The organism is Rhizobium sp. NFR07 (assembly GCF_900111905.1).
In the GTDB taxonomy this organism is placed as follows: Bacteria; Pseudomonadota; Alphaproteobacteria; order Rhizobiales; family Rhizobiaceae; genus Neorhizobium.
Map to the genome: position 1 here is coordinate 104280 of NZ_FOKM01000003.1, position 20891 is coordinate 125170.

Consider the following 20891-nt stretch of genomic DNA (forward strand, 5'->3'; position numbering starts at 1 on the left):
AGGATAAAGACATGGAATATCGCAATCTCGGCAAATCCGGCCTCAAAGTGCCGGTCCTCTCCTTCGGCGCCGGCACGTTCGGCGGTTCCGGCCCGCTGTTCAGCCATTGGGGCACGACGGATGTGGAAGAGGCGCGCCGCCTCGTCGACATCTGCCTCGAGGCCGGCGTCAACCTTTTCGACACGGCCGACGTCTATTCGGGCGGCGCTTCGGAAGAGGTGCTGGGACAGGCAATCGGGGGCCGGCGCGACGAGGTGCTGATCTCGACCAAGGCCAGCCTGCCGACCGGCGACGGGGCAAACGACTGGGGATCGTCGCGCGCCCGGCTGATCGGTGCCGTCGAAAAGTCGCTGAAGCGGCTCGGCACCGACCATATCGACATCTTCCAGCTGCATGCCTTCGATGCCTCGACACCGGTGGAGGAAGTGGTGTCGACGCTCGACAGGCTCGTTCAGGAGGGCAAGTTGCGCTATATCGGCGTGTCCAATTTCTCCGGCTGGCAGATCATGAAATCGCTGGCGGCGGCAGAGAAGCATGGCTGGACCCGCTATGTGGCGAACCAGGTCTATTATTCTCTGGTCGGCCGCGACTATGAGTGGGACCTGATGCCGCTCGGACAGGATCAGGGTCTCGGCGCGCTGGTCTGGAGCCCGCTCGGGTGGGGCAGGCTTACCGGCAAGATCAGCCGCGCCAAGCCGATCCCGGAAGGCAGCCGCCTGCACGAAACGGCAAGCTTCGGCCCTCCCGTCGAGGACGAACTTCTCTACCGCGTCGTCGATGCGCTGGAGGTGGTTGCGGCAGAGACCGGCAAGTCGGTGCCGCAGGTGGCGATCAACTGGCTGATCTCTCGCCCGACCGTATCCTCCGTCATCATCGGCGCCCGCAACGAGGAACAGCTGCGGCAGAACCTCGATGCGGTGGGCTGGTCGCTGACGAAGGAGCAGATCGCGAAGCTCGATGCGGCGAGCGCCGTCACCGCGCCCTATCCGCATTTCCCCTATCACCGGCAGGAGGGCTTTGCCCGCCTCGCCCCACCGATCGTCGCATGATCCACGGCAGGATCCTGCAAGAAGCCATTCCAGCAAAACGGCAGCTTGATCCAAGTCCCGACCGGCCCATGTAACACACGTCTCATTTCCGCCCGGCGTTTCCGCCGGGCTTTCCCTTCGAAGGAGAGCTCCATGCACACTGTCAGCGCAAACGGCGCCAATATTCCAGCCCTCGGTTTCGGTACGTTCCGCATGCCGGATGCCGATGTCCACCGTGTCCTGCCCGAAGCCCTGAAACTCGGCTTCCGCCACGTCGATACCGCCCAGATCTATGGCAACGAACAGGCCGTCGGCGATGTTCTGAAGGCCTCCGGCATTCCGCGCGCCGACATCTTTCTCACCACCAAGGTGTGGGTCGACAAGGTGGGCCATGATGCGTTCATCGGTTCCGTCGACGAGAGCCTGAAGAAGCTGAAGACAGACCATGTCGACCTGCTTCTCCTGCACTGGCCGCAGAGCAGGATGCCGCTTGCAGACCGGATCGGCGCACTGAACGAGCTGGTCAAGGCCGGCAAGGTCAAGCATATCGGCGTCTCGAACTTTTCCACCGCCCTGATGGACGAGGCGGTGAAGCTGTCCGACGCGCCGATCGCCAACAACCAGGTCGAGTATCATCCCTATATCGACCAGACCAAGGTGATCAAAAAGGCCCGCGAGACCGGCATGTCGGTGACCGCCTACTTCCTGATGGCCGACGGTGCTGTCATGGGCGACCAGGTGCTGAAGGATATCGGCGCCAAGCACGGCAAGAGCGTCGCCCAGGTGGTGCTGCGCTGGGCCGTGCAGCAGAAGGATGTGATCGCCCTGTCGAAGACGGCGACGACAAGCCGGATCGCGGAGAACTTCGACGTCTTCGACTTCGCGCTGACGCTCGAAGAGATGGAGGCGATCCACGCGCTGGCGCGCGCCAACGGCCGGATCAACGACCCGGGCAATCTGGCGCCGGAATGGGACGTGTAACCGCTACGCCCACCTGCAATTACTGATTGAGTTCGAGAAGCTTCAGGGAGAATATCTCTGGAGCTTTTTCATTTTTTGTAGTAACAATAAATGGCAATCGTTTTTGATCAGGCAAAGCATGAGGCCACGCTCTCCTAACGCGGCCTGGACTTCCGCCACTGCGGCGAAATTTCGATGGCCCGCATCTGACGATAGAGGACGATCGTTTCGACTATGGCGAGAGCCGTTACATCACGATCGGGTTTCTGGAGCAGAGAATGGTGATTTTCATCTGGACGCCAAGGGGCGACGATCAGCGGATCATCAGCATGAGGAAAGCCAATGAGCGAGAACAGAAAATCTATGCCGACCGGCTCCATTCTCTCTGAGGAAGATGATGCACCGGACCTCTCCCAGTCGCCCTGGCTGGAAAGACTGGCGGATGCGCCTGTCCGACGCGGTCGGCCGAAAAGCGACAGCACCAAGGTCTCCACCACGATCAGGCTCGACGCCGATGTACTGGAGCGCTTTCGCGCGGAAGGCCCCGGCTGGCAGTCGCGCATCAACGAAGCATTGAGAGACTGGCTGGCCCATCGATAGGCTGGGTCGTTTGTCACCCATCGCCTTTCGCATTTGGGCAGATCCCCACCCATGACCCGTAAGGTCGTCGGCGCAGGCGTCATTTGCTCAAGCTCTGCCCATTGCCTCGCTCCGCCATCGCTATAGTTTTCCATCGGGCTGGGGAAGGAGGAGTTTTCCATGCTTTTCAGAACGTTATTGATATCGGCGGCGGTGATCGCCACCACTGCATTGCCGGCTGCCGCGCAAAGACGGGGTGCGGAGCCTGCGCCGAAGGATTGCCCGAAATCGATGCCTGAAGGCACCGAATGCTTTGCGGGGCGCGATTTCCGCGGGGCCTATTACTGGATCGCCAAGCCGAAGAACTGGAACGGTACGCTGGTCGTCCACTCCCATGGCGGGCCGCGTACGGCCAAGCCCGAGCCCGACGATCCGGTGGAGGATCTGGAGCGTTTTGCCGTGACCGTGCAGGAAGGCTATGCCTGGGCGGGATCAAACTATCGCCGCGAAGGCTATGGTGTGCGTATGGCGGCGGCCGATACCGACAATGTCCGGCGCATCGCGGAACGGCTGCTCGGCGAGCCGAAGCATGTGCTGCTGCACGGCCAGTCCTGGGGCGGCAATGTCGCGGCCAAGACCGCCGAGCTCTATGCGCTCGACTGGCGGGGCCACAAGAATTACGACGGCGTGGTGCTGACCAGCGGGCTCTTGGCCGGCGGCGGCCACGGCTATGATTTCCGGGCGGATCTGCGGGCCGTCTATCAATATTACTGCAAGAACCATCCGCGCGCCGACGAGGTGCAGTATCCCGTCTGGCAGGGCCTGCCCAAGGGCGAAAAGATGTCACGCGACGAACTGGAAAAGCGCGTCGACGAATGCACCGGCATCTCGCAGGCCAAGGACAAGCGCACGCCCGAGCAGGCGAAGAACCTCGCCAACATTCTGGCGGTGACAACGGTGCCGGAAAAATCACTGGTGGCGCATCTCGCCTGGGCGACCGGCCTGTTTTCCGACATCGTCTGGCGCAGGCTCGACGGGCGGAACCCGTTCGACAATTCCAAGGTCGAATACAAGGGTTCGGACGACGACGCGGCGCTGAACAAGGGCGTGGAGCGTTTTACCGCCGACCCGGAGGGACATCGGCTGATGTCCTATGATTCAGACCTCACCGGGCAGATCGTGGTTCCGACGATCACCCTTCATGCGAAGGATGATCCGACCGTCTTCGTCAATCACGAGGCGATCTACCGCCAGACGGTGGAAAAGGCCGGCAATGGCGATCTGCTGCAGCAGAATTTTTCCGACGAGGCGGAGCATTCCAAGCTCTCGACGCCGCAGTATGCGGCGCTGTTTTCCGCAATGCTGACGTGGATCGAGGATGGCGAAAAGCCGACCAAGCAGAAGATTGCGGCGCTTTGCGAGGAGAAGAGCAAGACCTACGACGAGCCCTGCAAGCTGTTGCCGGATTTCGAGCCGATGGCGGACTAGCGAAGGCCGGATGAAGCCGAGGGCGGGATACCCCCCTCTGCCCTGCCGGGCATCTCCCCCACATGGGGGGAGATTAGCTAGGTGCACACTTCTGCCCTAAGTATCACCAACCAATAAGAAGCTGCAGTTGTCAGTTTGGGCAAAGTTCGTGCGGCTTGTGATCTCCCCGTTGTGGGGGAGATGGCCGGCAGGCCAGAGGGGGCGGGCTTGCGCCGACTAGCGACTGCCAAGCAGCCCCCACATCAATCCTTCGCAAAGGTCGTCGCGGTCTGCGAGGTCGAGACCATCGTGTTGTAGTCCGAGACGATCCATTCGATGTCGTCGCCGCCGGCTTTGCGGGCGTCGCCCTTGACCTTCTGCAGCGTCTCGTCGAGATCGCGCAGCTTCGACAGGAGCGAGGCCGGGCGGGATTCGAAGACGTGGAAACTGTCCGGATGCTCGAGCGCGTAGTCGTCGAACTCGCGAACGGCTGAGGCATAGCTGTCGAGCTGCGTCTTGAAAACGGCCATGTCGACCACCGGCTTGTCGTTGTCCGGCATCAGATCCATCATCGCCTCGGCGTGGATCATGATGTTGCGCACATGCCAGCGAGACTTCTTGCCCTCGGCCTTTTCCAGCACTTCAAGAGAAGCGAGATCGAGCTTCAACTTTTCGGTCCGGAGCGCCAGGTCAGCCGCCTTGCGGTGCTCCTCGTAGGTCGGGGAAAGCGCGGCGATATCCTTGTGGAAGGCCTTCGCGCCCGCCATCTTGTCGGACTTGTAGTCGAGCCGCTCGTAATATTTATTGGCCTTCTCGATGACCGGCGCCAGCTTCTGGTAGGTCTCGACATAGGCGAGCATGGCCTTGTCGAGTTCCGGCATTTTCGGCTCGGCCTTGGCGGCCTCCTCGACGGCTGCGATTTCCTCGCGCACGTCGTAGAGCGAATAGAGGCCGTAGACGACCTTCTCCTTGCCGGTCGGACCCTTCTTCATGTCTACCCAGCTCGCGTAGCGCTGCAGGGATTCCGACGCACGCAGCGAGCGGTTGAGGAACTCGACATAGGAATTCATTTTGCCGATCGCCTCGTCGGTCACGACCGCCTCGGCCCCGGCCGGATCGGCAGGTTTGGCCTCGGATTGAGCGATGGCGGACGAGTCACTCGTCATCAGCACCCAGAGTGGCGCCTGCAGCAAAAGAGCGAAAGCCGCGACGGCGACCGCCTTCGACGCAAAATACCGCATTATGAATACCCCCAGAAAGACTTGGTCTTGAAACGAATGGCATTTGGAGCTGGAACTCCGAAGGTCAATTGTAAGAATTCGTAAAAGATAGAGAAATAGTTCACGGCATGGGGCGTGCAGCCCAACGCTGAAAAATCAATCCAGATTTGCATGCCCGCCAGGCGCGCAACTTTGTTGCATTGCAAATGTTCAGCAATCAAACAATTTTTCGCTGCCGGCCATATTCATTAAGCGGCAATTAAGCATGGCGGCCATAGCGTGGCCTCCAAGCCCATGACAGGCCCGCAGGCCAGCCGCCTCCCGTCGTGCCCCTTCCTTCCATTGCCCTTTCCCGCCCAGACTGCGTCCAAGCGCGGTCCGTTTCTCATGGTGTATGCGATGAGCTTTCTCTCGAACGCGAAAATTCGAACCAAAATCCTTTCCCTGATCGTACCCGTCTGCCTTATCGGCGTCGGTGGCCTGATCGCCGCTTCCTACAGCTTCAAGCAGGCGGACGAGCAGTATTCTGCCTTCATCGCCGAAGACAACGTTGCCGCGACCCAGGTGTCGCGCGCCTCGACCTCGATGCTGTCGGTCGCCTATAGCGCCTATCAGCTGACCGTCTATCCCGAGGGTTCCGAATTCCGCGCCGTCGCGGTCAAGAATTACGAAAGCGGCAAGGGCGCCATCGCCAAGCTTCTGTCCTCGGCAAAGGAGCTCATTCCGGGGCAGGCAGACTCGCTCTCGGAATTCGAACAGCGTACGCAGCAGATCATCCAGATGACCGACACGGCGGTCGCCCTCACCAACCAGGGAAGGATGCAGGAAGCCCAGGCGGCGCTTGCCTCCGTCGACCCGCAGATCGCCAGGATCCGCGACGACCTGCGTGACTGGAACATCGCCTATTCCAAGATGGTGCTGGACGGAAGTGCAGCCATCTCGACCCAGATCAACTCGACGCTGATCACCCTGCTTGCGACCGTCGGCGTGCTGTTTGCCGCCGCGATCGCCGCTTCGCTCTTCGTCGCTGCCCGCGGTATTTCCGGCCCGATCGAGGCGTTGCGCGCCCGCATGGCATCGCTTGCTAACGGCAAAACCGAGCAAGAAATTCCCGGCCTGACGCGTAGGGACGAAGTCGGCCAGATGGCCGGCGCCGTCTCCGTGTTCCGCGACAACGCCATCGAGCGCATCAATCTGGAGCGCGAGGCACAGGCCAATCGCAGCCTGTCGGAAAAGGAACGTGCCGAGCGCGAAGCCGCCAAGGCCAAGGAAGCCGCCGACGTGAAGTTCGCGGTCGAGAACATCGCGACCGGCCTGTCGCATCTCTCCGACGGCAATCTCGCCTACCGGATCAGCCAGCCGTTCACCGAGACGCTGGACAGCGTGCGCCATGACTTCAACTCGTCGGCGACGAAGCTGCAGGACGCCATGACGCGTGTCGCCCAGAACGCCCGCGGCATCAATGCCGGAGCCAACGAGATCCGCTCCGCCGCCGACGACCTTGCCAAGCGCACGGAACAGCAGGCCGCCTCGCTGGAGGAGACGGCAGCTGCTCTCGAGCAGATCACCACGACGGTGAAGGACGCTGCCAAGCGCGCCGCTGAAGCAGGCTCGCTGGTCGCCCGCACCCGCCAGGGTGCCGAACGCTCCGGCGAAATCGTCCAGACCGCGGTCAGCGCCATGGAAGAGATCGAGAAGTCGTCCGGCGAGATCGGCAATATCATCGGTGTCATCGACGACATCGCCTTCCAGACCAACCTTCTCGCGCTGAACGCGGGCGTCGAGGCGGCCCGCGCCGGTGAAGCCGGCAAGGGCTTTGCCGTCGTCGCCCAGGAAGTGCGCGAGCTCGCGCAGCGTTCGGCCAATGCGGCGAAGGAGATCAAGGCGCTGATCACCACCTCCAACGAGCAGGTGCGCAACGGCGTGGAACTGGTCGGCGAGACCGGTGAGGCGCTGAAGACGATCGTGACGGAAGTGCAGGAGATCAACCGCAACGTCGCGGCGATCGTGGAATCCTCGCAGGAACAGTCGTCCGGTCTCCAGCAGATCAACACGGCCGTCAACCAGATGGACCAGGACACGCAGAAGAACGCCGCCATGGTGGAGGAATCCACCGCTGCCAGCCACGGTCTCGCCCGCGAGGCGACATCGCTCAACGCGCTACTGGCCCAGTTCAAGCTGGCCGATGGTCACGTTGCCCAGCAGCCGGTTCGCCCTGCAGCGACGAGTGATGCACCGGCCGTCTCCCCTGCCCGGTCGCTCGCCCGCAAGGTCGCCGGCGCGTTTTCCGGCGATGCGGCAGTGGCGCAGAACAGCTGGGAAGAATTCTGAGCCGAACGCGATCCCTGATTGTCAGAAACAGAGAAGGCGGAGCAGCAATGCTCCGCCTTTTTCGCTTCTAACAAAGCTGTTTTTGGCTGCAGCAGCTTCGATTTCCCTCATTCCTGTGCTTGTCACAGGAATCTAGCCACGGCGCGTCTGCGCTGTGAAAAGACTCCTTCCGCCCAAGGACTTGGGCTGCTGGATTCCTGTGACAAGCACAGGAATGAGGGAGTATGCCAATGCCGCTGCCGACTAAAAACAGACCTCGGCATTGCTAAGCCACGAACTTTGTCAGCAGTCTGTAGGCGGAGCAGCGGTGCTCCGCCTTCTTTCATTGTCGGGATATCCTTGCCTGTGATCAGACCGGGGCCGATTAGAGCCAGCCCCTGCGTTTGAAGTACAGATAGGGCACAGCCATCGAGACCACCATCAGGACAATCGCCGAGTGGTAGCCGTAATGCCACTGCAGTTCCGGCTGGTAGGCGAAGTTCATGCCGTAGACGGAGGCGACGAGCGTCGGCGGCAGGAACATGACGGAGGCGACCGAGAAGATCTTGATGATCTGGTTCTGCTCCAGATTGATCAGGCCGAGCGTCGCGTCGAGCAGGAAGTTGATCTTGCCCGAGAGGAAGGCGGAGTGATCGCCGAGCGAGGTCGCGTCCCGCTGCAGAAGCTTCAGCCGCTGGCGCATTTCCTTCGGCAGCTTGCGGTCGACGCCGTCGAGTGCGCCATAATAGGCGACGACACGGGAGACGCTGACCAGGCTTTCGCGGGTGATGGTGATGAATTCGCCCTTCTGACCGATCGCGCGGATCAATTCCTGCAGGTCGCGCTGTTTCTTGTTGGCCTTGGAGGCCTTGGCGGCGAAGACGTCGCGGGAGATCTGGTCGATATCGTTGCCGAGCCGTTCCAGCGTATCCGCCATGCGATCGATGATCGCTTCGATCAGGCCAGTCATGATCAACTCGCCGGTTGCCGAATGCAGGCCCATGCCGTTCGCCTTGCGGGCACGCGCCATGAAGGCGTCGAACGGGCGGGGCTCGGAGTGGCGCACGGTGACGAGGACATGGCCCTTGACGATGAAGGTGACCGGCACCTTGAGCGGCGTCCCGGCATCCGGCCGGGTCAAGACGGTCATGGTCATGAACTCGGCACCGTCTTCCTGGTAGAGCCGGGCGGAGAGCTCGATGTCCTCCATCTCGTCCATGGTGGGCACGACGATGCCGAGGCATTCGCCGACTTCACGCTCTTCCTCAGCCGTCGGGCTGATCAGGTCGTACCAGACGACGGTCTGCTTGCGCTCTGCGGCAGGCTGCCCGACGAGTGAGGGCTCTGGCGGCGCGGATGCTGCGGTCAGTTCGTTTGCGGCCTCTTCCACCGGCTCGTCGACGACGGCGGGGACAAGGCGGTCGATGTCATAGGCGTGGATACGCAGCATGACGGCTCCTTTTCGGACCATCGGGTCCCCGGAGCGCGTATCCCGTTTTTCAAAGGATCAGAGCCCCGAGGCGGCAGGTCTATGTAATGACGTCGAACTTCGACTGTCGGGGTTCATCTCAATTGTCCTTTGAAATAGGGCAGTCCGAACGGGTGCCCCTTCACGGCGTGAAATGTGCCTCAACCGACCAAAAGTCAAACGGTTTTTTCGCGCCGCAATCGCCGCTCGCAGAGCTTTGATCGCATTGCAGCAGCGGTTCCGTTTGTGCATTATTAATAACTAATATATAAGCTCGGAGACCTGCCCCTCGTAGCTCAATGCCAGAGCAGTTACCGCGTTTGTAGCAGGTCCAGATTCAATTCCTCGGCGGGGGCACCAACACCTCTGCGAGCGTCACAGATCCCCCTCGATCTGGCAATGTTGCGAGTGCCAATCGACAAAAGGCCGCCGGTATAACAGGAACCGGCGGCTTTCTTGTTCCTACACATTTCAGATAAGTGCGTACATTTGCACGGATTAAATAAAACTCTCAAGTAAACATGTTCGCATCTCAAATGTATAACTTCTTATTTACTGATTCATCTCAACAAAGGTCTTCCCATATTCGAAAAAAATATTAGAATTTCCGCAAAACAATCAAAAATCTGATCACAGAAATTGAAAAGCCGCCGGTCTACAGGAGCCGGCGGCCTTCTTGTGTCGGTTACCTACCGAATGGATCAGACGAACTGACTGAGGCCCGGCACCGAGGCGATGACGGTATCGACGGTCTCGTCGCCGGCATGTTCGCGGGCGACCGCCATGGTCTCCTTGGCAAGTGCCGTGATCTCGCCCATGCCGAGCCCCTGGCTCATCAGCTGCTGGCCGAGCGCCATGACGCCACCGCCGAAGCTTGCCATCAGGCCGCCGAGCAGGCCGCCGCCACCGGCGCCCTCGCCGTTGAACTGGGCAACCAGTTCCGGCGCGCCGGGGATCGCTTCGATCATCCGCGCCACCGCGCCGTCATCCGCCTCGCGCTGCAGGAAGCCGAGCATCATGCCGATCGCCTTTTCCGCGACATCGGGTGCAAGGCCGACATTATCGGCGACGCGGGAAACGAGTTCGTTCATCAGAGGTGTCTCCTCGAAAATCTGACGTTAACGTCAACGTAATACACATTCGGCTGGAATATGGCCAGCGGCGGAACCTTGTTATTCACGGGCAAGGGATGATCGCGCAAGGTCTAATCTGGCTATGCCTGGTCAATCGCTCGCCCGCCCCAGCGTATCGGCCATATAGGCGCCGCGCTCGCCCATCGGTTTCGGACGGCCGGTGGTACTGTCCTTCGCCGTCTGGTGCTCGAGCTCGGCATTGATCTCGGCGCCGACGATGACGATGATCGCCGAAATCCAGGTCCAGACCATGAAGCCGATCAGGGCGCCAAGCGTGCCATAGGTGGCGTTGTAGTCGGCGATGTTGGAAAGATAGTAGGAGACGCCGAGCGAAGCGGCGAACCACAGGATGGTGGAAAAGGCCGCACCCCATGTGAGCCAGCGGACCTTGGCCGGCTCACGGCTCGGGCCGAAGCGGTAGAGTGCCATGATGCCGATCCCGACGAAGACCATCATGATCGGCCAGCGGGCAAAGCGGATGATCAGCTCCGCCCATCGATCGAGCCAGAGATAGTTGAGCACGGCCGGCACCACGCCCATGGCAAACAGGATGACCACCGCGATCACGAAGGCACCGAGAGTGAAGACGAGCGAGGCGACATTGAGCCACAGCAAGCTGCGCTTCTCGTTCTCGCCATAGGCGACGTTCATCGCCTCGAACAGCGCCTTGATACCGTTATTGGCACTCCATATCGCCAGCGCCAGGCCGCCGACAAGGCCGATCGACAGCGTCGCGCCGCGCTCGGACGACAGCGCCCTCACTTGATCGAGGAAGATGTTCAAGGCATCGGCCGGCATGACGCTGCTCAGGGAGGCGATGCGCTCGGCAATGGTGGCGGGATCGGCGAGGAAACCGTAGATCGAGACGAGCACGCTCGCGGCTGGAAACAGCGCCAGCAGCAGGTAATAGGTGACCCCGGCGGCGATCAGCGTCACCCGATCCTCCGTGACGGCGGAAAACACGCGCCAGAAGACATCCATCAGGCCACGCGCAGGAATTTCCGCCGGCGTGTCCGCCGCCCGGCCCCGCTCCGTCCCTGCCTTGCCGCCCTCGCCTTCCGCTGCATCGCCGCTGATCGTCATAGCGCCCTCTTTTCAGGCGGTTGCCGCTTTCCGTTCGTCTGCAAAACCGTTGCCCCTCCCCGCGGGCCATCTTATAAGCATTTGACAACAAACGCCGCGAGGGAGCGCATAGTTGCATGACGGACGAGACGGGTAAGCTCTTCATCGGCGGCAGCCGCAAGCCGGACGACACGCTGAACAAGGCGGAATATCTGGACCTCAAGTTCGGCAACCGCCACGGCCTGGTCACAGGCGCGACCGGCACCGGCAAGACGGTGACGCTGCAGATCCTCGCCGAAGGCTTTTCAAAGGCCGGCGTTCCGGTCTTCGCGGCCGACATCAAGGGCGATCTTTCCGGCGTTGCGGCCAAGGGCGAGGCGAAGGATTTTCTGCTGAAACGCGCCGAGCAGATCGGCCTGCAGGATTACGATTTCGAACAGTTCCCGGTGATCTTCTGGGATATCTACGGCGAGAAGGGCCACCGCGTCCGCACGACCATCGCCGAGATGGGGCCGCTGCTGCTTGCGCGGCTGATGAATGCGTCGGAGCCGCAGGAAGGAGTCTTGAACATCGCCTTCAAGCTTGCCGACAAGGCCGGCTTGCCGCTGCTCGACCTGAAGGACCTGACCTCGCTTTTGAACTACATGGCGGAAAATGCCGGCGAGCTTTCCAAGGAATTCGGCCTGATCTCCAAGGCCTCGGTCGGCTCGATCCAGCGCGCATTACTGGTTCTGGAACAGCAGGGCGCCGAGCATTTCTTCGGCGAGCCGGCGCTGAAGATCTCCGATATCATGCGGACGAACCCGAATAACGGTTACGGCCAGATCTCGATCCTTGCCGCCGACAAGCTGATGATGAACCCGCGTCTTTACGCGACCTTCCTCCTCTGGCTTCTCTCGGAACTGTTCGAGGAGCTGCCGGAAGTGGGCGACCCGGACAAGCCGAAGCTGGTCTTCTTCTTCGACGAGGCGCATCTTCTGTTCGACGAGGCGCCAAAAATCCTGATCGACCGCGTCGAACAGGTCGTGCGCCTGATCCGCTCGAAGGGCGTCGGCGTCTATTTCGTCACCCAGAACCCGCTCGACGTGCCGGAAACGGTGCTGGCCCAGCTCGGCAACCGGGTGCAGCACGCGCTGCGCGCCTATACGCCGCGCGAACAGAAGGCGGTGAAGACGGCGGCCGACACGTTCCGCCCCAATCCGGATTTCGACTGCGCAACCGCGATCACCCAGCTCGGCACCGGCGAGGCGCTGGTCTCGACGCTGGAAGCCAAGGGCGCGCCTTCGATGGTGGAGCGCACCCTGATCCGCCCGCCGGCCGGCCGCATCGGGCCGCTGACGGATGAGGAGCGTCAGGGCGTGATGGATCGCAGCCCGGTTCTCGGCGTCTACGACGAGGATATCGATCGCGAAAGCGCCTTCGAAATGCTTGCCTCGCGCGCAAAGCAGGCCGCGGATGCAGCCGCGGCCAGGAATGCGCAGGACGAACTCGAGCCCGCCCCGCCCGCAGGCTCGGGCGAGACGACCGGCTGGACCTTGCCGGGCTTTGGCGACAAGGACGAGGACGAGCCTCGTGGCCGCAAGACCGTCGGCCGCTCCGGCTACCAGCGCGAGACGATCGTGGAGGCGGCGATGAAGAGCGTGACGCGCACGGTCGCCACACAGCTTGGCCGGGCACTGGTGCGCGGCATATTGGGCAGCCTCAAGCGCTGATTGCCGCCGCGCAACACGAACATATACCCGCAGTTGCCGCAACTGCGGGTTTTCTCCTGTGATGTGAAAATAGTTGGTGATTCAAGGCATTATAGAGACGTTGCCTTAACCCCTCGCCTTTAAGGATGCCGCCCGTATTCCCGTGACTTGATTGCACGAGCGAGGCGCCAGTGAAGCGTTCAGGGGTCATAGCCCAAACCATCATCCTCGCCGTCGTCGGGGTGCTTCTCCCGTTATCCGCCACCATCTATGCCGCCTGGACCCTTTCGGCGAAGACCGAAGAGGATCGGCTGATGGACATTGCCCATCAGGCCGTGACCCGCACCGAGAGGTCGATCCTGAATGCCGCCGGGGTCCTGCGCGGGATCGACGGAAACAGCAGCTTCACAGCCTGCTCGGACGCCCATATCGCCGAAATGCGGCGGCTGACGGTCAATTCGCGCGGCGTCAAGGAAATCGGCTATCTCGATGACGGCGTGCTGAAATGCACGTCCTGGGGCCTGGTGACCAAACGGATCGAAAAGCTCAAGGCCGATTTCACCATCGGCGACGATATCGAGGCCTGGGTGTCCGTGCCGCCGCTGTTCAGCGGCGCCGACCCGATGACGGTCGTCCAGGTGGGCAAGCACAATGCGCTGATCGACCCGATCCGCCCCATCGACCTTCTGGCAGACGCCCATATCCGCATCGCCATCATCGCGCCGAACGGCGCCCAGGCCGCCAATCTCAACGGCATGGCTTCGGCCGACACGGAGCGGCTTGCCAGGAAAGGCAGCAGCGGCCTGGAGAACGACCATGTCTATGCCATTGCCTCCGAGGCCGGCTGGACCGCCATCGCCGTCAACCAGCAGGACGAGCTTCTGGAGCATTTCCAGGGCCAGCTCTTGGTCTTCCTGCCCTTCGGCGCCTTTGCCGCGCTGTTCATCGTCGTGCTCGTCGTGCGCATGTCGCGCAAGCGGCTGTCGCCGCTCAGCGAATTGCAGATCGCGGTGCGCAATCGCGAATTCATCGTGCATTACCAGCCGATCGTCGAACTGGCGACGGGACATTGCGTCGGCGCAGAAGCGCTGGTGCGCTGGAAACGGCCGGACGGCAGCCTGGTGCGCCCCGACCTGTTCATTCCGCTTGCCGAACAGAGCGGCCTGATCCAGCCGATCACCGACCAGGTGATCGACGCGGTCGTGAAGGATCTGAACGAGCTTCTGGTGCAGCACCGCGCGCTGCATGTGGCGATCAATTTCTGTGCCGAGGACATCCGGACCGGCCGCATTCTCGAAACGGTCGAGAAGCGGATCAGCCGCACCGGCATCGAAAACCGGCAGATCTGGATGGAAGCGACCGAACGCGGCCTTCTCGACATTACCGAAGCGAGCAAGACGATCGCCGAGGCCCGCACACGCGGCCACAAGGTGGCGATCGACGATTTCGGCACCGGCTATTCGAGCCTGCAATATCTGCAGAGCCTGCCGCTCGATGCTCTGAAGATCGACAAGTCCTTCATCGACACGATCAACAAGCAGACCGCCACCAGCTCCGTCGTGTCCTACATCATCGACATGGCCAAGGCGTTGAAGCTCAGTGTAGTTGCCGAAGGGGTGGAGACGAAGGAACAGGCGGACTACCTGATCGAACACGGCGTCGAGTTTGCCCAGGGCTGGTATTACAGCAAGCCGATGCCAGCCGACCTGTTCATCGCCTACGTGCATTCCGACCTGCAGCGCCAGGCCAGCAAGATCGTGCCGCTGCGGCGCGCGCATCGCGGACGCCGCTGAGACAGGCCGACCGGCAGGCGCAGGACATGAGAGTGCCCCGCGCCTTCCTTTCCCATCACAATGATCAGCGCTTCGGTGCCACGAGGCAGAAGAAGGCGCCCTGCGGGTCGGTGGCCTGGACGATCCAGCTGTCGCCGGGAACCGGCATAGGGCCGTTGACGACCTGGCCGCCACCCGCCTTGACCCGCTCGATCGCAGCATCGATTGCCTCAACGTTGAAATAATAGCTCCAGCACGGGATCGGCACGCTCTGCGGTTTCGTCATCATGCCGCCGATCACCTCTCCGCCATGAGCGAAGATGCGGTAAGGGCCCATTTCGCCCATGTCGAAATCGTGGTCCTTGGTCCAGCCGAAGATTTTCGAATAGAAATCGAAGGCCTCGTCGACATTGCCGGCGTAAAGCTCGCGCCAGCCGACATTGCCCGGATCGTTGGGGCCGAGTTCGCGCGGCGGATTTTCCGGCGGGATCGGCGTCATGATGCAGATCACCGCGCCATGGGGATCGGCGACGACCGCGAAACGGCCGACGCCGGGAATATCATCCGGTTCGCGCTGCACGCGGCCGCCGAGTGAGACATAATCCTTGCATGTCTGGTCGACATCATCGACGGCGACATAACCGGTCCAGTTCGGCGGCAGCTCGCCTTCCAACTCCGGCGGAAAAACCATCATGCCGCCGATGCCGGGGCAATTGTCACCCTCGCCCATCTCGAACAGATAGTAGGGCGGCATATCTTCACCTCCGCCGGGCATGGACATTTCGTTGATCTTCCAGCCGATCACCGACGTGTAGAAATCACCGGCGGCCCTGGTGTCGGTGGTTATCAGCTCGCACCAGATGAACTTGCCGTGCGTGGATGACCGGTTTTCTGAAACTGTCTGCAGCATATTGCTCTCCTCTCCTCGATGTCGCTGTCGCTGTCGCGCCGAAGCTTCAGCCCCGGGCCGCGTGTTGGCGGGTGTAGTGAATGTCCTGAAATGTCTTCCAGCTGCCATCCGGTTGCCTCGTGGCGGAGGTGAAGAGCCGGTGGTCGTCGTCCTCGAAGACGATCTGTTCGCGGTATTCAACGGTGCCACCGCTGCCTTCGAAATCCGGCCCGGTGGTGTAGAGGCTCAGCGTGTTACCATCCTCGGAGAGATTACCCTCATACGTCCAGAGCATGCCCATCATCGTGCCGATCCATGTGCCGACATACTTGCCTTTTTCGGGATCGTAACCGACCGTCAGGATGGTCTTCGCCCAGCCGCCGGGCGTATCTCCCTCGCCTTCGGCGACATACCACATGCCGTCCAGCGAACGGCAGGTTTCGGTCCAGCGGGCATCAGGGCCGGTCATCGAGGACTTGACGTCCCAGGTGCCGACCATGCGCTCCAACGCGAAATGTTCGGGCTGGGGCTTATACATCTCTGCTGCGCTCATCGTTCTCTCCCTTCGGGTTCGAGCAGGTGGGCGGGTGCGGCGAGCCGGTCTCAGCTCTTCCGATGGTAATGCGCTTCCATGAACTGTTTCCAGCTGCCGTCCGCCTGCCTGGCGGCGGAGGTGAAGGTGCGGTGGTCGTCGCTGAGGAACGTAACCCGCTCGCGATAGTCGGCCATGCCCTCGCCGCTCATCGACGGGCCGGTCGTATAAAGGCTGAGCGTCTTGCCGTCGGGCTCGACATCGCCTTCATAAACCCAGAGATAGTCCATCATCGAGCCGAGCCAGGTACCGACATATTTGCCCTTGGCCGCATCGAAGCCCAGCGTCAGCATGGTTGTCGCGGGGCCTTCATCGCCCGGCATATCGCCATTGCCTTCGGCGACGATCCAGAGGCCGTGCAGCGAACGGACATCCTCCACCCACGGAACGCCGGCGCTCATTTCCGAGGTGACGTCCCAACTGCCGACCAACTTTTCCAGGAAACCGTGCTCTGCGCGCGGCTTCGCCATGACCATGGTCATATCTTCCTCCCTGAAGTTTTTCGACCCTACGCCGCCTCAATGGCAGCAGGATGAAGACCCGCTTTCGGGCTTCTGTTCGTATTCATCGTGGCGCTTGACGAAGTTCATCGTCTGCTCTTCGTTGCGGCCGAAAGGCGCGCGGTCGAGCAGCATCAGCGTGCCGATCGCCTCCTCCGATCCCCGCGCATAGGTGGAATAGGTGTGGAAGACCTCGCCCGCCTCGCTCCTGTAGAAGGCTGACAGACCGGGCAGTTCTTCGTAGCCCTCGCTCGGCGGGATTTCGCGGAAATTGTAGGTGATCGCCTCGCCCTTCATGTCGTCCTCGGTGAAGGAGACGTGGAAGTCGAAATTGAAGTCGTTGCCGCTGGCGGAGACCCAGGGAAAATGCCAGCCCATACGCTCCCTGTAGCCCTCGATCTCTGCCAGCGTGCCGCGCGAAACGGCGACCAGCGTGACGTCGTGATTGTTGAGATGCGCAAGCGTGCCGTCGAAATGATCGGCCATGAAGGAGCAGCCAACACAGCCCTCCTTCCAGCCGGGACCAAACATGAAATGATAGATCAGCAACTGGCTGCGGCCGTCGAAAAGTTCGGCAAGCGTCTTCCTGCCCGTCGGCGTATCGAAGACGTAATCCTTCTCCACCTTCACCCAAGGCAATTGGCGGCGCGCCGCGCGCACCTTGTCGCGCAGCCGCGTCTCTTCCTTCTCGAGCGCCAGAAGCTCTCGGCGCCTTGCAAGCCATTCATCCTGGGAAACGGCGGGATTTTTCGAGATCGTGGTGACATCCATGTCTTCGGCCTCCTCTTCCTTGACAGATTACGTTGATATCAACATGATTATCCCATGCTGTCAAATCTCGATTCGGTTCCGTTCTCCACCACCCTGCATGTGCGCGACACGTGCCTGTGCTTGCATGTGCAGCGGGCAGCACGGGCGCTCGCCCGTCGGTTCGACGTGGCGATGAAGCCGATCGGGCTGAACAACGGCCAGTTCTCGCTGATGATGTCGCTGAACCGTCCGGTACCGGCGACGATGAAATCCGTCTGCGACCTGCTCGCCATGGACCGCACGACGCTGACGGCGGCCCTCAAGGTGCTGGAGCGCCGTGGCCTGGTGAAGAGCGATGTGGATCCGAAGGATCGTCGTGGCCGGTTGCTGACCTTGACCGACGCGGGCATGGCGATGCTGTCTGCCGCCGTGCCGATCTGGACCCGCGTCCATGCCGAGATCGATCAGGAACTCGGCGATGACGGCTCTCTCGCCATACGCGAATCCCTTTCTGCAATTCGCTGAAAACAAGAGAATAAAAGCGTATTTTCAGATGCGTGGAAACATTGAACAGTTTGTGTACGAAATAGTACATACATTCCCTTGCAATTTCGTCGCAGGCGGCATTATACCGCAGCGCGGGCATCACAAATGCCCGTGGCTGTCGCGCATTGGGAGGGTGTGGCTGGCCTAGACGAAGTCCTCGAGAGGACGCTCCCGACCCGCCGGTCATAGATGATCGGCCCGCCGCCGGCGTCCTTCGACAGAAGCATGGTAGGCGCATCTTGAACCTCTATTCCGCTCCTGACGTCACTCCCGGGGATTTCGGCTGTCGACATTGTCGAACCCGAAACTGGAGCTAGAAATACCCATGGAAACCTCTCGAAGCGCCCTCTCCGCGATCGCCAAGACCTGGCTGTTCGTGCTTGGCGCCGTCCTCGTCCTCGCGGGCCTGTTCTTCGCCATCGGCGGGGGCAAGCTCGTCATGCTCGGCGGCAGCTGCTACTTCCTGCTGGCCGGCATCGCCATCATCGCAGCCGGCGTGCTGACCATCCTGCGCAAGCCGTCCGGCGCGCTTCTCTTCGGCCTCGTCACCATCCTCACCGCCATCTGGGCCGTATGGGATGCGGGCCTCAACTTCTGGCCGCTGATCTCGCGCCTGCTCGCCTTCGGCGTCGGTGCGACCGTCGTGGCGCTCAGCTTCCCGCTCCTGCGCAGGGCCGCCGGCAGGACACCGGCCTATCTGCCGTCCTTCCTTGTCGCCGCGGTGCTTGCCGTCGCTTCGGCTGCCGGTTTCGCGGGCATGTTCGTGCCGCATCCGACCGTTGCCTTCACCGGCACGCCTGCGCCCCTCACCCCGGTCGATCCGGCCAAGGAGCAGAAGAACTGGGAAGCCTATGGCAATACCAATGGCGGCTCGCGCTTCGCAGCGCTCGACCAGATCACCCGCGACAACGTCAAGGACCTGACGGTTGCCTGGACCTACCGGACCGGCGATACGCCGATCAGCCCCGGTGGCGGCGGCGCGGAAGACCAGCTGACCCCGTTGCAGGTCAATGACCGCGTGTTCCTCTGCACCCCGCACAACAACGTCATCGCTATCGATGCCGACACGGGCAAGGAGATCTGGAAGAACGAGATCAACGCGAAATCGTCCGTGTGGATGCGCTGCCGCGGTCTTGCCTATTTCGATGCCGCCGCTCCGCTCGCCCAGCCGACGATCGACGGTTCGACGCCGGTCACGCCCGTGACGGTTGCCGAAGGCGCGCTTTGCCAGCGCCGCATCATCATGAATACCATCCAGGCCGAGCTGATCGCGCTCGATGCCGATACCGGCGCCTTCTGCCCGGACTTCGGCAACAATGGCCGTGTCGACCTGAAGATCGGCCTCGGCGATGCACCCGATCCGCAATACGTCCTGACCGCGGCACCGACGGTTGCCGGCACGACGATCATCATCGGCGGCCGCATTGCCGACAACGTCCAGACCGACATGCCGGGCGGCGTGATGCGCGGCTTCGACGTCGCGACCGGCGCGTTGCGCTGGGCATTCGACCCGGGCAACCCGACGGTCAACACTGCGCCGGAAGACGGCCAGACCTACAAGCGTTCGACCCCGAACGTGTGGGCGGGCACCTCCTATGACGCGGCGTCCAACACCGTGTTCCTGCCGGTCGGCAGCCCGTCGGTCGACCTCTATGGCGCGACCCGCACCGAACTCGATCACAAGTATGGTGCATCCATGCTGGCGCTCGACGCCACGACCGGTCGCGAGAAGTGGGTCTACCAGACGGTCCACAACGACCTGTGGGACTTCGACGTACCGATGGCGCCGTCCTTCGTCGACTTCCCCAAGGCTGACGGCACGACCGTTCCGGCCCTCGTGTTCGGCACGAAGGCCGGCCAGATCTGGGTACTCGACCGCGCCACCGGCCAGCCGCTGACCAAGGTCGAGGATGTTGCGGTCAAGCCCGGCAAGATCCCGAACGAGCCCTACGCTCCGACCCAGAAACTGTCCGTCGGCATGCCGCAGATCGGCGCCCAGACGCTGACCGAAAGCGACATGTGGGGTGCGACCCCGTTCGACCAGCTTCTGTGCCGCATCTCCTTCAAGGGGATGCGTTACGACGGCGTCTACACGGTGCCGGGCACAGACCTGGCCCTCAACTTCCCCGGCTCGCTCGGCGGCATGAACTGGGGCGGCGTTTCCACCGATCCCACGACGAACACCGTTTTCGTCAACGACATGCGTCTCGGCCTGTGGATCCAGATGAAGGAAGCCGCCCCGACGACCGCCGTCAACAGCGGTTCGGAAGCCACCAACACGGTCATGGGCGTCGTGCCGATGAAGGGCACGCCCTATGCCGTCGACAAGAACCGCTTCCTGTCGGCTCTCGGCATTCCCTGCCAGGAACCGCCTTTCGGTTCGCTGACGGCGATCGACATGACGACGCAGAAGATCAAGTGGCAGGTGCCGCTCGGCACGGTGGAAGACACCGGTCCGTTCGGCATCAAGATGGGTGTTCCGATCCCGATCGGCATGCCGACGATCGGTGGCTCGCTCGCCACCCAGGGCGGTCTCGTCTTCTTCGCCGCCACCCAGGACTACTATCTGCGCGCCTTCGACTCGGCCACGGGCAAGGAAATCTGGAAGGCCCGCATGCCCGTCGGCAGCCAGGGCACGCCGATGACCTACAAGTCGCCGAAGACCGGCAAGCAGTATGTCGTCATCTCGGCCGGCGGTGCCCGCCAGTCGCCCGACCGAGGCGACTACGTGATCGCCTACGCGCTGCCGAACTGATCATCGGTTCGCCACAAATGCTCGAAATGCCCGGCCATGCGCCGGGCATTTTTCGTTTGAACAGCTGCGCAAAACCCCGCTCAAAAAAAGTTTATCGCAGGAACCGCCCTGCCCTGCCTGGTGAAATTATTTTCAAGATCGCCTGATCACTTCGATTGCTGCACCGCAC

The 20891-nt window shown here is 61.9% G+C and carries 18 protein-coding genes; 10 read left to right on the top strand and 8 right to left on the bottom strand.

All coding sequences use genetic code 11. The annotated features are described in order from the left end of the window. Positions 1-11 precede the first annotated feature (11 nt). The 5 genes from BM216_RS07430 to BM216_RS07450 all read left to right on the top strand — a co-directional run bounded on the left by BM216_RS07430 (position 12) and on the right by BM216_RS07450 (position 4055). Positions 12-1049 carry an aldo/keto reductase gene (locus BM216_RS07430; protein WP_092997352.1) on the top strand — a complete coding sequence of 346 codons (1038 nt, stop codon included), beginning with the start codon at positions 12-14 and terminating at the stop codon, positions 1047-1049. A 132-nt stretch (positions 1050-1181) separates the two neighbouring features. Further along, positions 1182-2009, top strand: coding sequence for an aldo/keto reductase (locus BM216_RS07435; protein ID WP_092997355.1), 828 nt, complete (start codon positions 1182-1184; stop codon positions 2007-2009). A 230-nt stretch (positions 2010-2239) separates the two neighbouring features. Then, positions 2240-2377, top strand: a complete 138-nt coding sequence (locus tag BM216_RS34600; RefSeq protein ID WP_244530131.1) for a BrnT family toxin — start codon at positions 2240-2242, stop codon at positions 2375-2377. Beyond that, positions 2331-2588, top strand: a complete 258-nt coding sequence (locus BM216_RS35005) for a BrnA antitoxin family protein (RefSeq protein WP_092997358.1) — start codon at positions 2331-2333, stop codon at positions 2586-2588. The genes BM216_RS34600 and BM216_RS35005 overlap by 47 nt, the downstream gene beginning before the upstream one ends. A gap of 159 nt (positions 2589-2747) precedes the next feature. Beyond that, complete coding sequence (locus tag BM216_RS07450) at positions 2748-4055, top strand: alpha/beta hydrolase family protein (RefSeq protein WP_092997361.1); 1308 nt, start codon at positions 2748-2750, stop codon at positions 4053-4055. Positions 4056-4297: 242 nt separating this feature from the next. On the opposite strand, the gene BM216_RS07455 is transcribed toward BM216_RS07450, so the two are convergent. Continuing rightward, complete coding sequence (locus BM216_RS07455) at positions 4298-5275, bottom strand: YiiG family protein (protein ID WP_244530114.1); 978 nt, start codon at positions 5273-5275, stop codon at positions 4298-4300. Between the two features lie 378 nt (positions 5276-5653). On the opposite strand from BM216_RS07455, the gene BM216_RS07460 reads away from it, so the two are divergent. Continuing rightward, entirely contained in the window at positions 5654-7585 is a 1932-nt protein-coding gene (locus tag BM216_RS07460) for a methyl-accepting chemotaxis protein (protein ID WP_092998440.1), read from the top strand. Positions 7586-7949: 364 nt separating this feature from the next. On the opposite strand, the gene BM216_RS07465 is transcribed toward BM216_RS07460, so the two are convergent. From BM216_RS07465 to BM216_RS07475, 3 genes are all read right to left on the bottom strand, one after another. Then, entirely contained in the window at positions 7950-9014 is a 1065-nt protein-coding gene (locus tag BM216_RS07465; protein ID WP_092998442.1) for a magnesium transporter CorA family protein, read from the bottom strand. A 719-nt stretch (positions 9015-9733) separates the two neighbouring features. Continuing rightward, positions 9734-10123, bottom strand: coding sequence for a hypothetical protein (locus BM216_RS07470; RefSeq protein WP_092997364.1), 390 nt, complete (start codon positions 10121-10123; stop codon positions 9734-9736). 132 nt (positions 10124-10255) lie between these two features. Continuing rightward, positions 10256-11248 carry a YihY/virulence factor BrkB family protein gene (locus tag BM216_RS07475; RefSeq protein WP_092997367.1) on the bottom strand — a complete coding sequence of 331 codons (993 nt, stop codon included), beginning with the start codon at positions 11246-11248 and terminating at the stop codon, positions 10256-10258. Between the two features lie 116 nt (positions 11249-11364). On the opposite strand from BM216_RS07475, the gene BM216_RS07480 reads away from it, so the two are divergent. Both BM216_RS07480 and BM216_RS07485 read left to right on the top strand, forming a co-directional pair. Beyond that, positions 11365-12939, top strand: a complete 1575-nt coding sequence (locus tag BM216_RS07480; protein WP_092997370.1) for a helicase HerA-like C-terminal domain-containing protein — start codon at positions 11365-11367, stop codon at positions 12937-12939. Positions 12940-13109: 170 nt separating this feature from the next. Beyond that, on the top strand, positions 13110-14711 hold the full coding sequence (locus BM216_RS07485; RefSeq protein WP_092997373.1) for an EAL domain-containing protein: 1602 nt from the start codon (positions 13110-13112) through the stop codon (positions 14709-14711). A 64-nt stretch (positions 14712-14775) separates the two neighbouring features. On the opposite strand, the gene BM216_RS07490 is transcribed toward BM216_RS07485, so the two are convergent. Genes BM216_RS07490 through BM216_RS07505 form a run of 4 tightly spaced genes read right to left on the bottom strand, consistent with a single transcriptional unit; the run spans position 14776 to position 17442 of the window. Next, the gene (locus tag BM216_RS07490; RefSeq protein ID WP_092997376.1) at positions 14776-15600 is read right to left on the bottom strand and encodes a VOC family protein; all 825 of its coding nucleotides are present in this window, start codon (positions 15598-15600) and stop codon (positions 14776-14778) included. Between the two features lie 46 nt (positions 15601-15646). Then, positions 15647-16132 carry a DUF1579 domain-containing protein gene (locus BM216_RS07495; RefSeq protein WP_092997380.1) on the bottom strand — a complete coding sequence of 162 codons (486 nt, stop codon included), beginning with the start codon at positions 16130-16132 and terminating at the stop codon, positions 15647-15649. Between the two features lie 50 nt (positions 16133-16182). Then, positions 16183-16647, bottom strand: coding sequence for a DUF1579 domain-containing protein (locus BM216_RS07500; RefSeq protein ID WP_092998444.1), 465 nt, complete (start codon positions 16645-16647; stop codon positions 16183-16185). A 42-nt stretch (positions 16648-16689) separates the two neighbouring features. Continuing rightward, the gene (locus BM216_RS07505) at positions 16690-17442 is read right to left on the bottom strand and encodes a DUF899 domain-containing protein (protein WP_092997383.1); all 753 of its coding nucleotides are present in this window, start codon (positions 17440-17442) and stop codon (positions 16690-16692) included. Between the two features lie 57 nt (positions 17443-17499). On the opposite strand from BM216_RS07505, the gene BM216_RS07510 reads away from it, so the two are divergent. Together BM216_RS07510 and BM216_RS07515 are read left to right on the top strand one after the other, a co-directional pair. After that, positions 17500-17946, top strand: coding sequence for a MarR family winged helix-turn-helix transcriptional regulator (locus BM216_RS07510; RefSeq protein WP_210217031.1), 447 nt, complete (start codon positions 17500-17502; stop codon positions 17944-17946). A gap of 346 nt (positions 17947-18292) precedes the next feature. Further along, a complete protein-coding gene (locus tag BM216_RS07515) occupies positions 18293-20722 on the top strand; it encodes a glucose/quinate/shikimate family membrane-bound PQQ-dependent dehydrogenase (protein ID WP_092997388.1) in 2430 nt (809 codons plus the stop codon). Positions 20723-20891 lie beyond the last annotated feature (169 nt).

Coding starts and splice junctions, on each gene's coding strand:
- BM216_RS07430 (WP_092997352.1), top strand. CDS start 12: ATGGAATATCGCAATCTCGGCAAATCCGGCCTCAAAGTGCCGGTCCTC.
- BM216_RS07435 (WP_092997355.1), top strand. CDS start 1,182: ATGCACACTGTCAGCGCAAACGGCGCCAATATTCCAGCCCTCGGTTTC.
- BM216_RS35005 (WP_092997358.1), top strand. CDS start 2,331: ATGAGCGAGAACAGAAAATCTATGCCGACCGGCTCCATTCTCTCTGAG.
- BM216_RS07450 (WP_092997361.1), top strand. CDS start 2,748: ATGCTTTTCAGAACGTTATTGATATCGGCGGCGGTGATCGCCACCACT.
- BM216_RS07455 (WP_244530114.1), bottom strand. CDS start 5,275: ATGCGGTATTTTGCGTCGAAGGCGGTCGCCGTCGCGGCTTTCGCTCTT.
- BM216_RS07460 (WP_092998440.1), top strand. CDS start 5,654: ATGAGCTTTCTCTCGAACGCGAAAATTCGAACCAAAATCCTTTCCCTG.
- BM216_RS07465 (WP_092998442.1), bottom strand. CDS start 9,014: ATGCTGCGTATCCACGCCTATGACATCGACCGCCTTGTCCCCGCCGTC.
- BM216_RS07470 (WP_092997364.1), bottom strand. CDS start 10,123: ATGAACGAACTCGTTTCCCGCGTCGCCGATAATGTCGGCCTTGCACCC.
- BM216_RS07475 (WP_092997367.1), bottom strand. CDS start 11,248: ATGACGATCAGCGGCGATGCAGCGGAAGGCGAGGGCGGCAAGGCAGGG.
- BM216_RS07480 (WP_092997370.1), top strand. CDS start 11,365: ATGACGGACGAGACGGGTAAGCTCTTCATCGGCGGCAGCCGCAAGCCG.
- BM216_RS07490 (WP_092997376.1), bottom strand. CDS start 15,600: ATGCTGCAGACAGTTTCAGAAAACCGGTCATCCACGCACGGCAAGTTC.
- BM216_RS07495 (WP_092997380.1), bottom strand. CDS start 16,132: ATGAGCGCAGCAGAGATGTATAAGCCCCAGCCCGAACATTTCGCGTTG.
- BM216_RS07500 (WP_092998444.1), bottom strand. CDS start 16,647: ATGGTCATGGCGAAGCCGCGCGCAGAGCACGGTTTCCTGGAAAAGTTG.
- BM216_RS07505 (WP_092997383.1), bottom strand. CDS start 17,442: ATGGATGTCACCACGATCTCGAAAAATCCCGCCGTTTCCCAGGATGAA.
- BM216_RS07515 (WP_092997388.1), top strand. CDS start 18,293: ATGGAAACCTCTCGAAGCGCCCTCTCCGCGATCGCCAAGACCTGGCTG.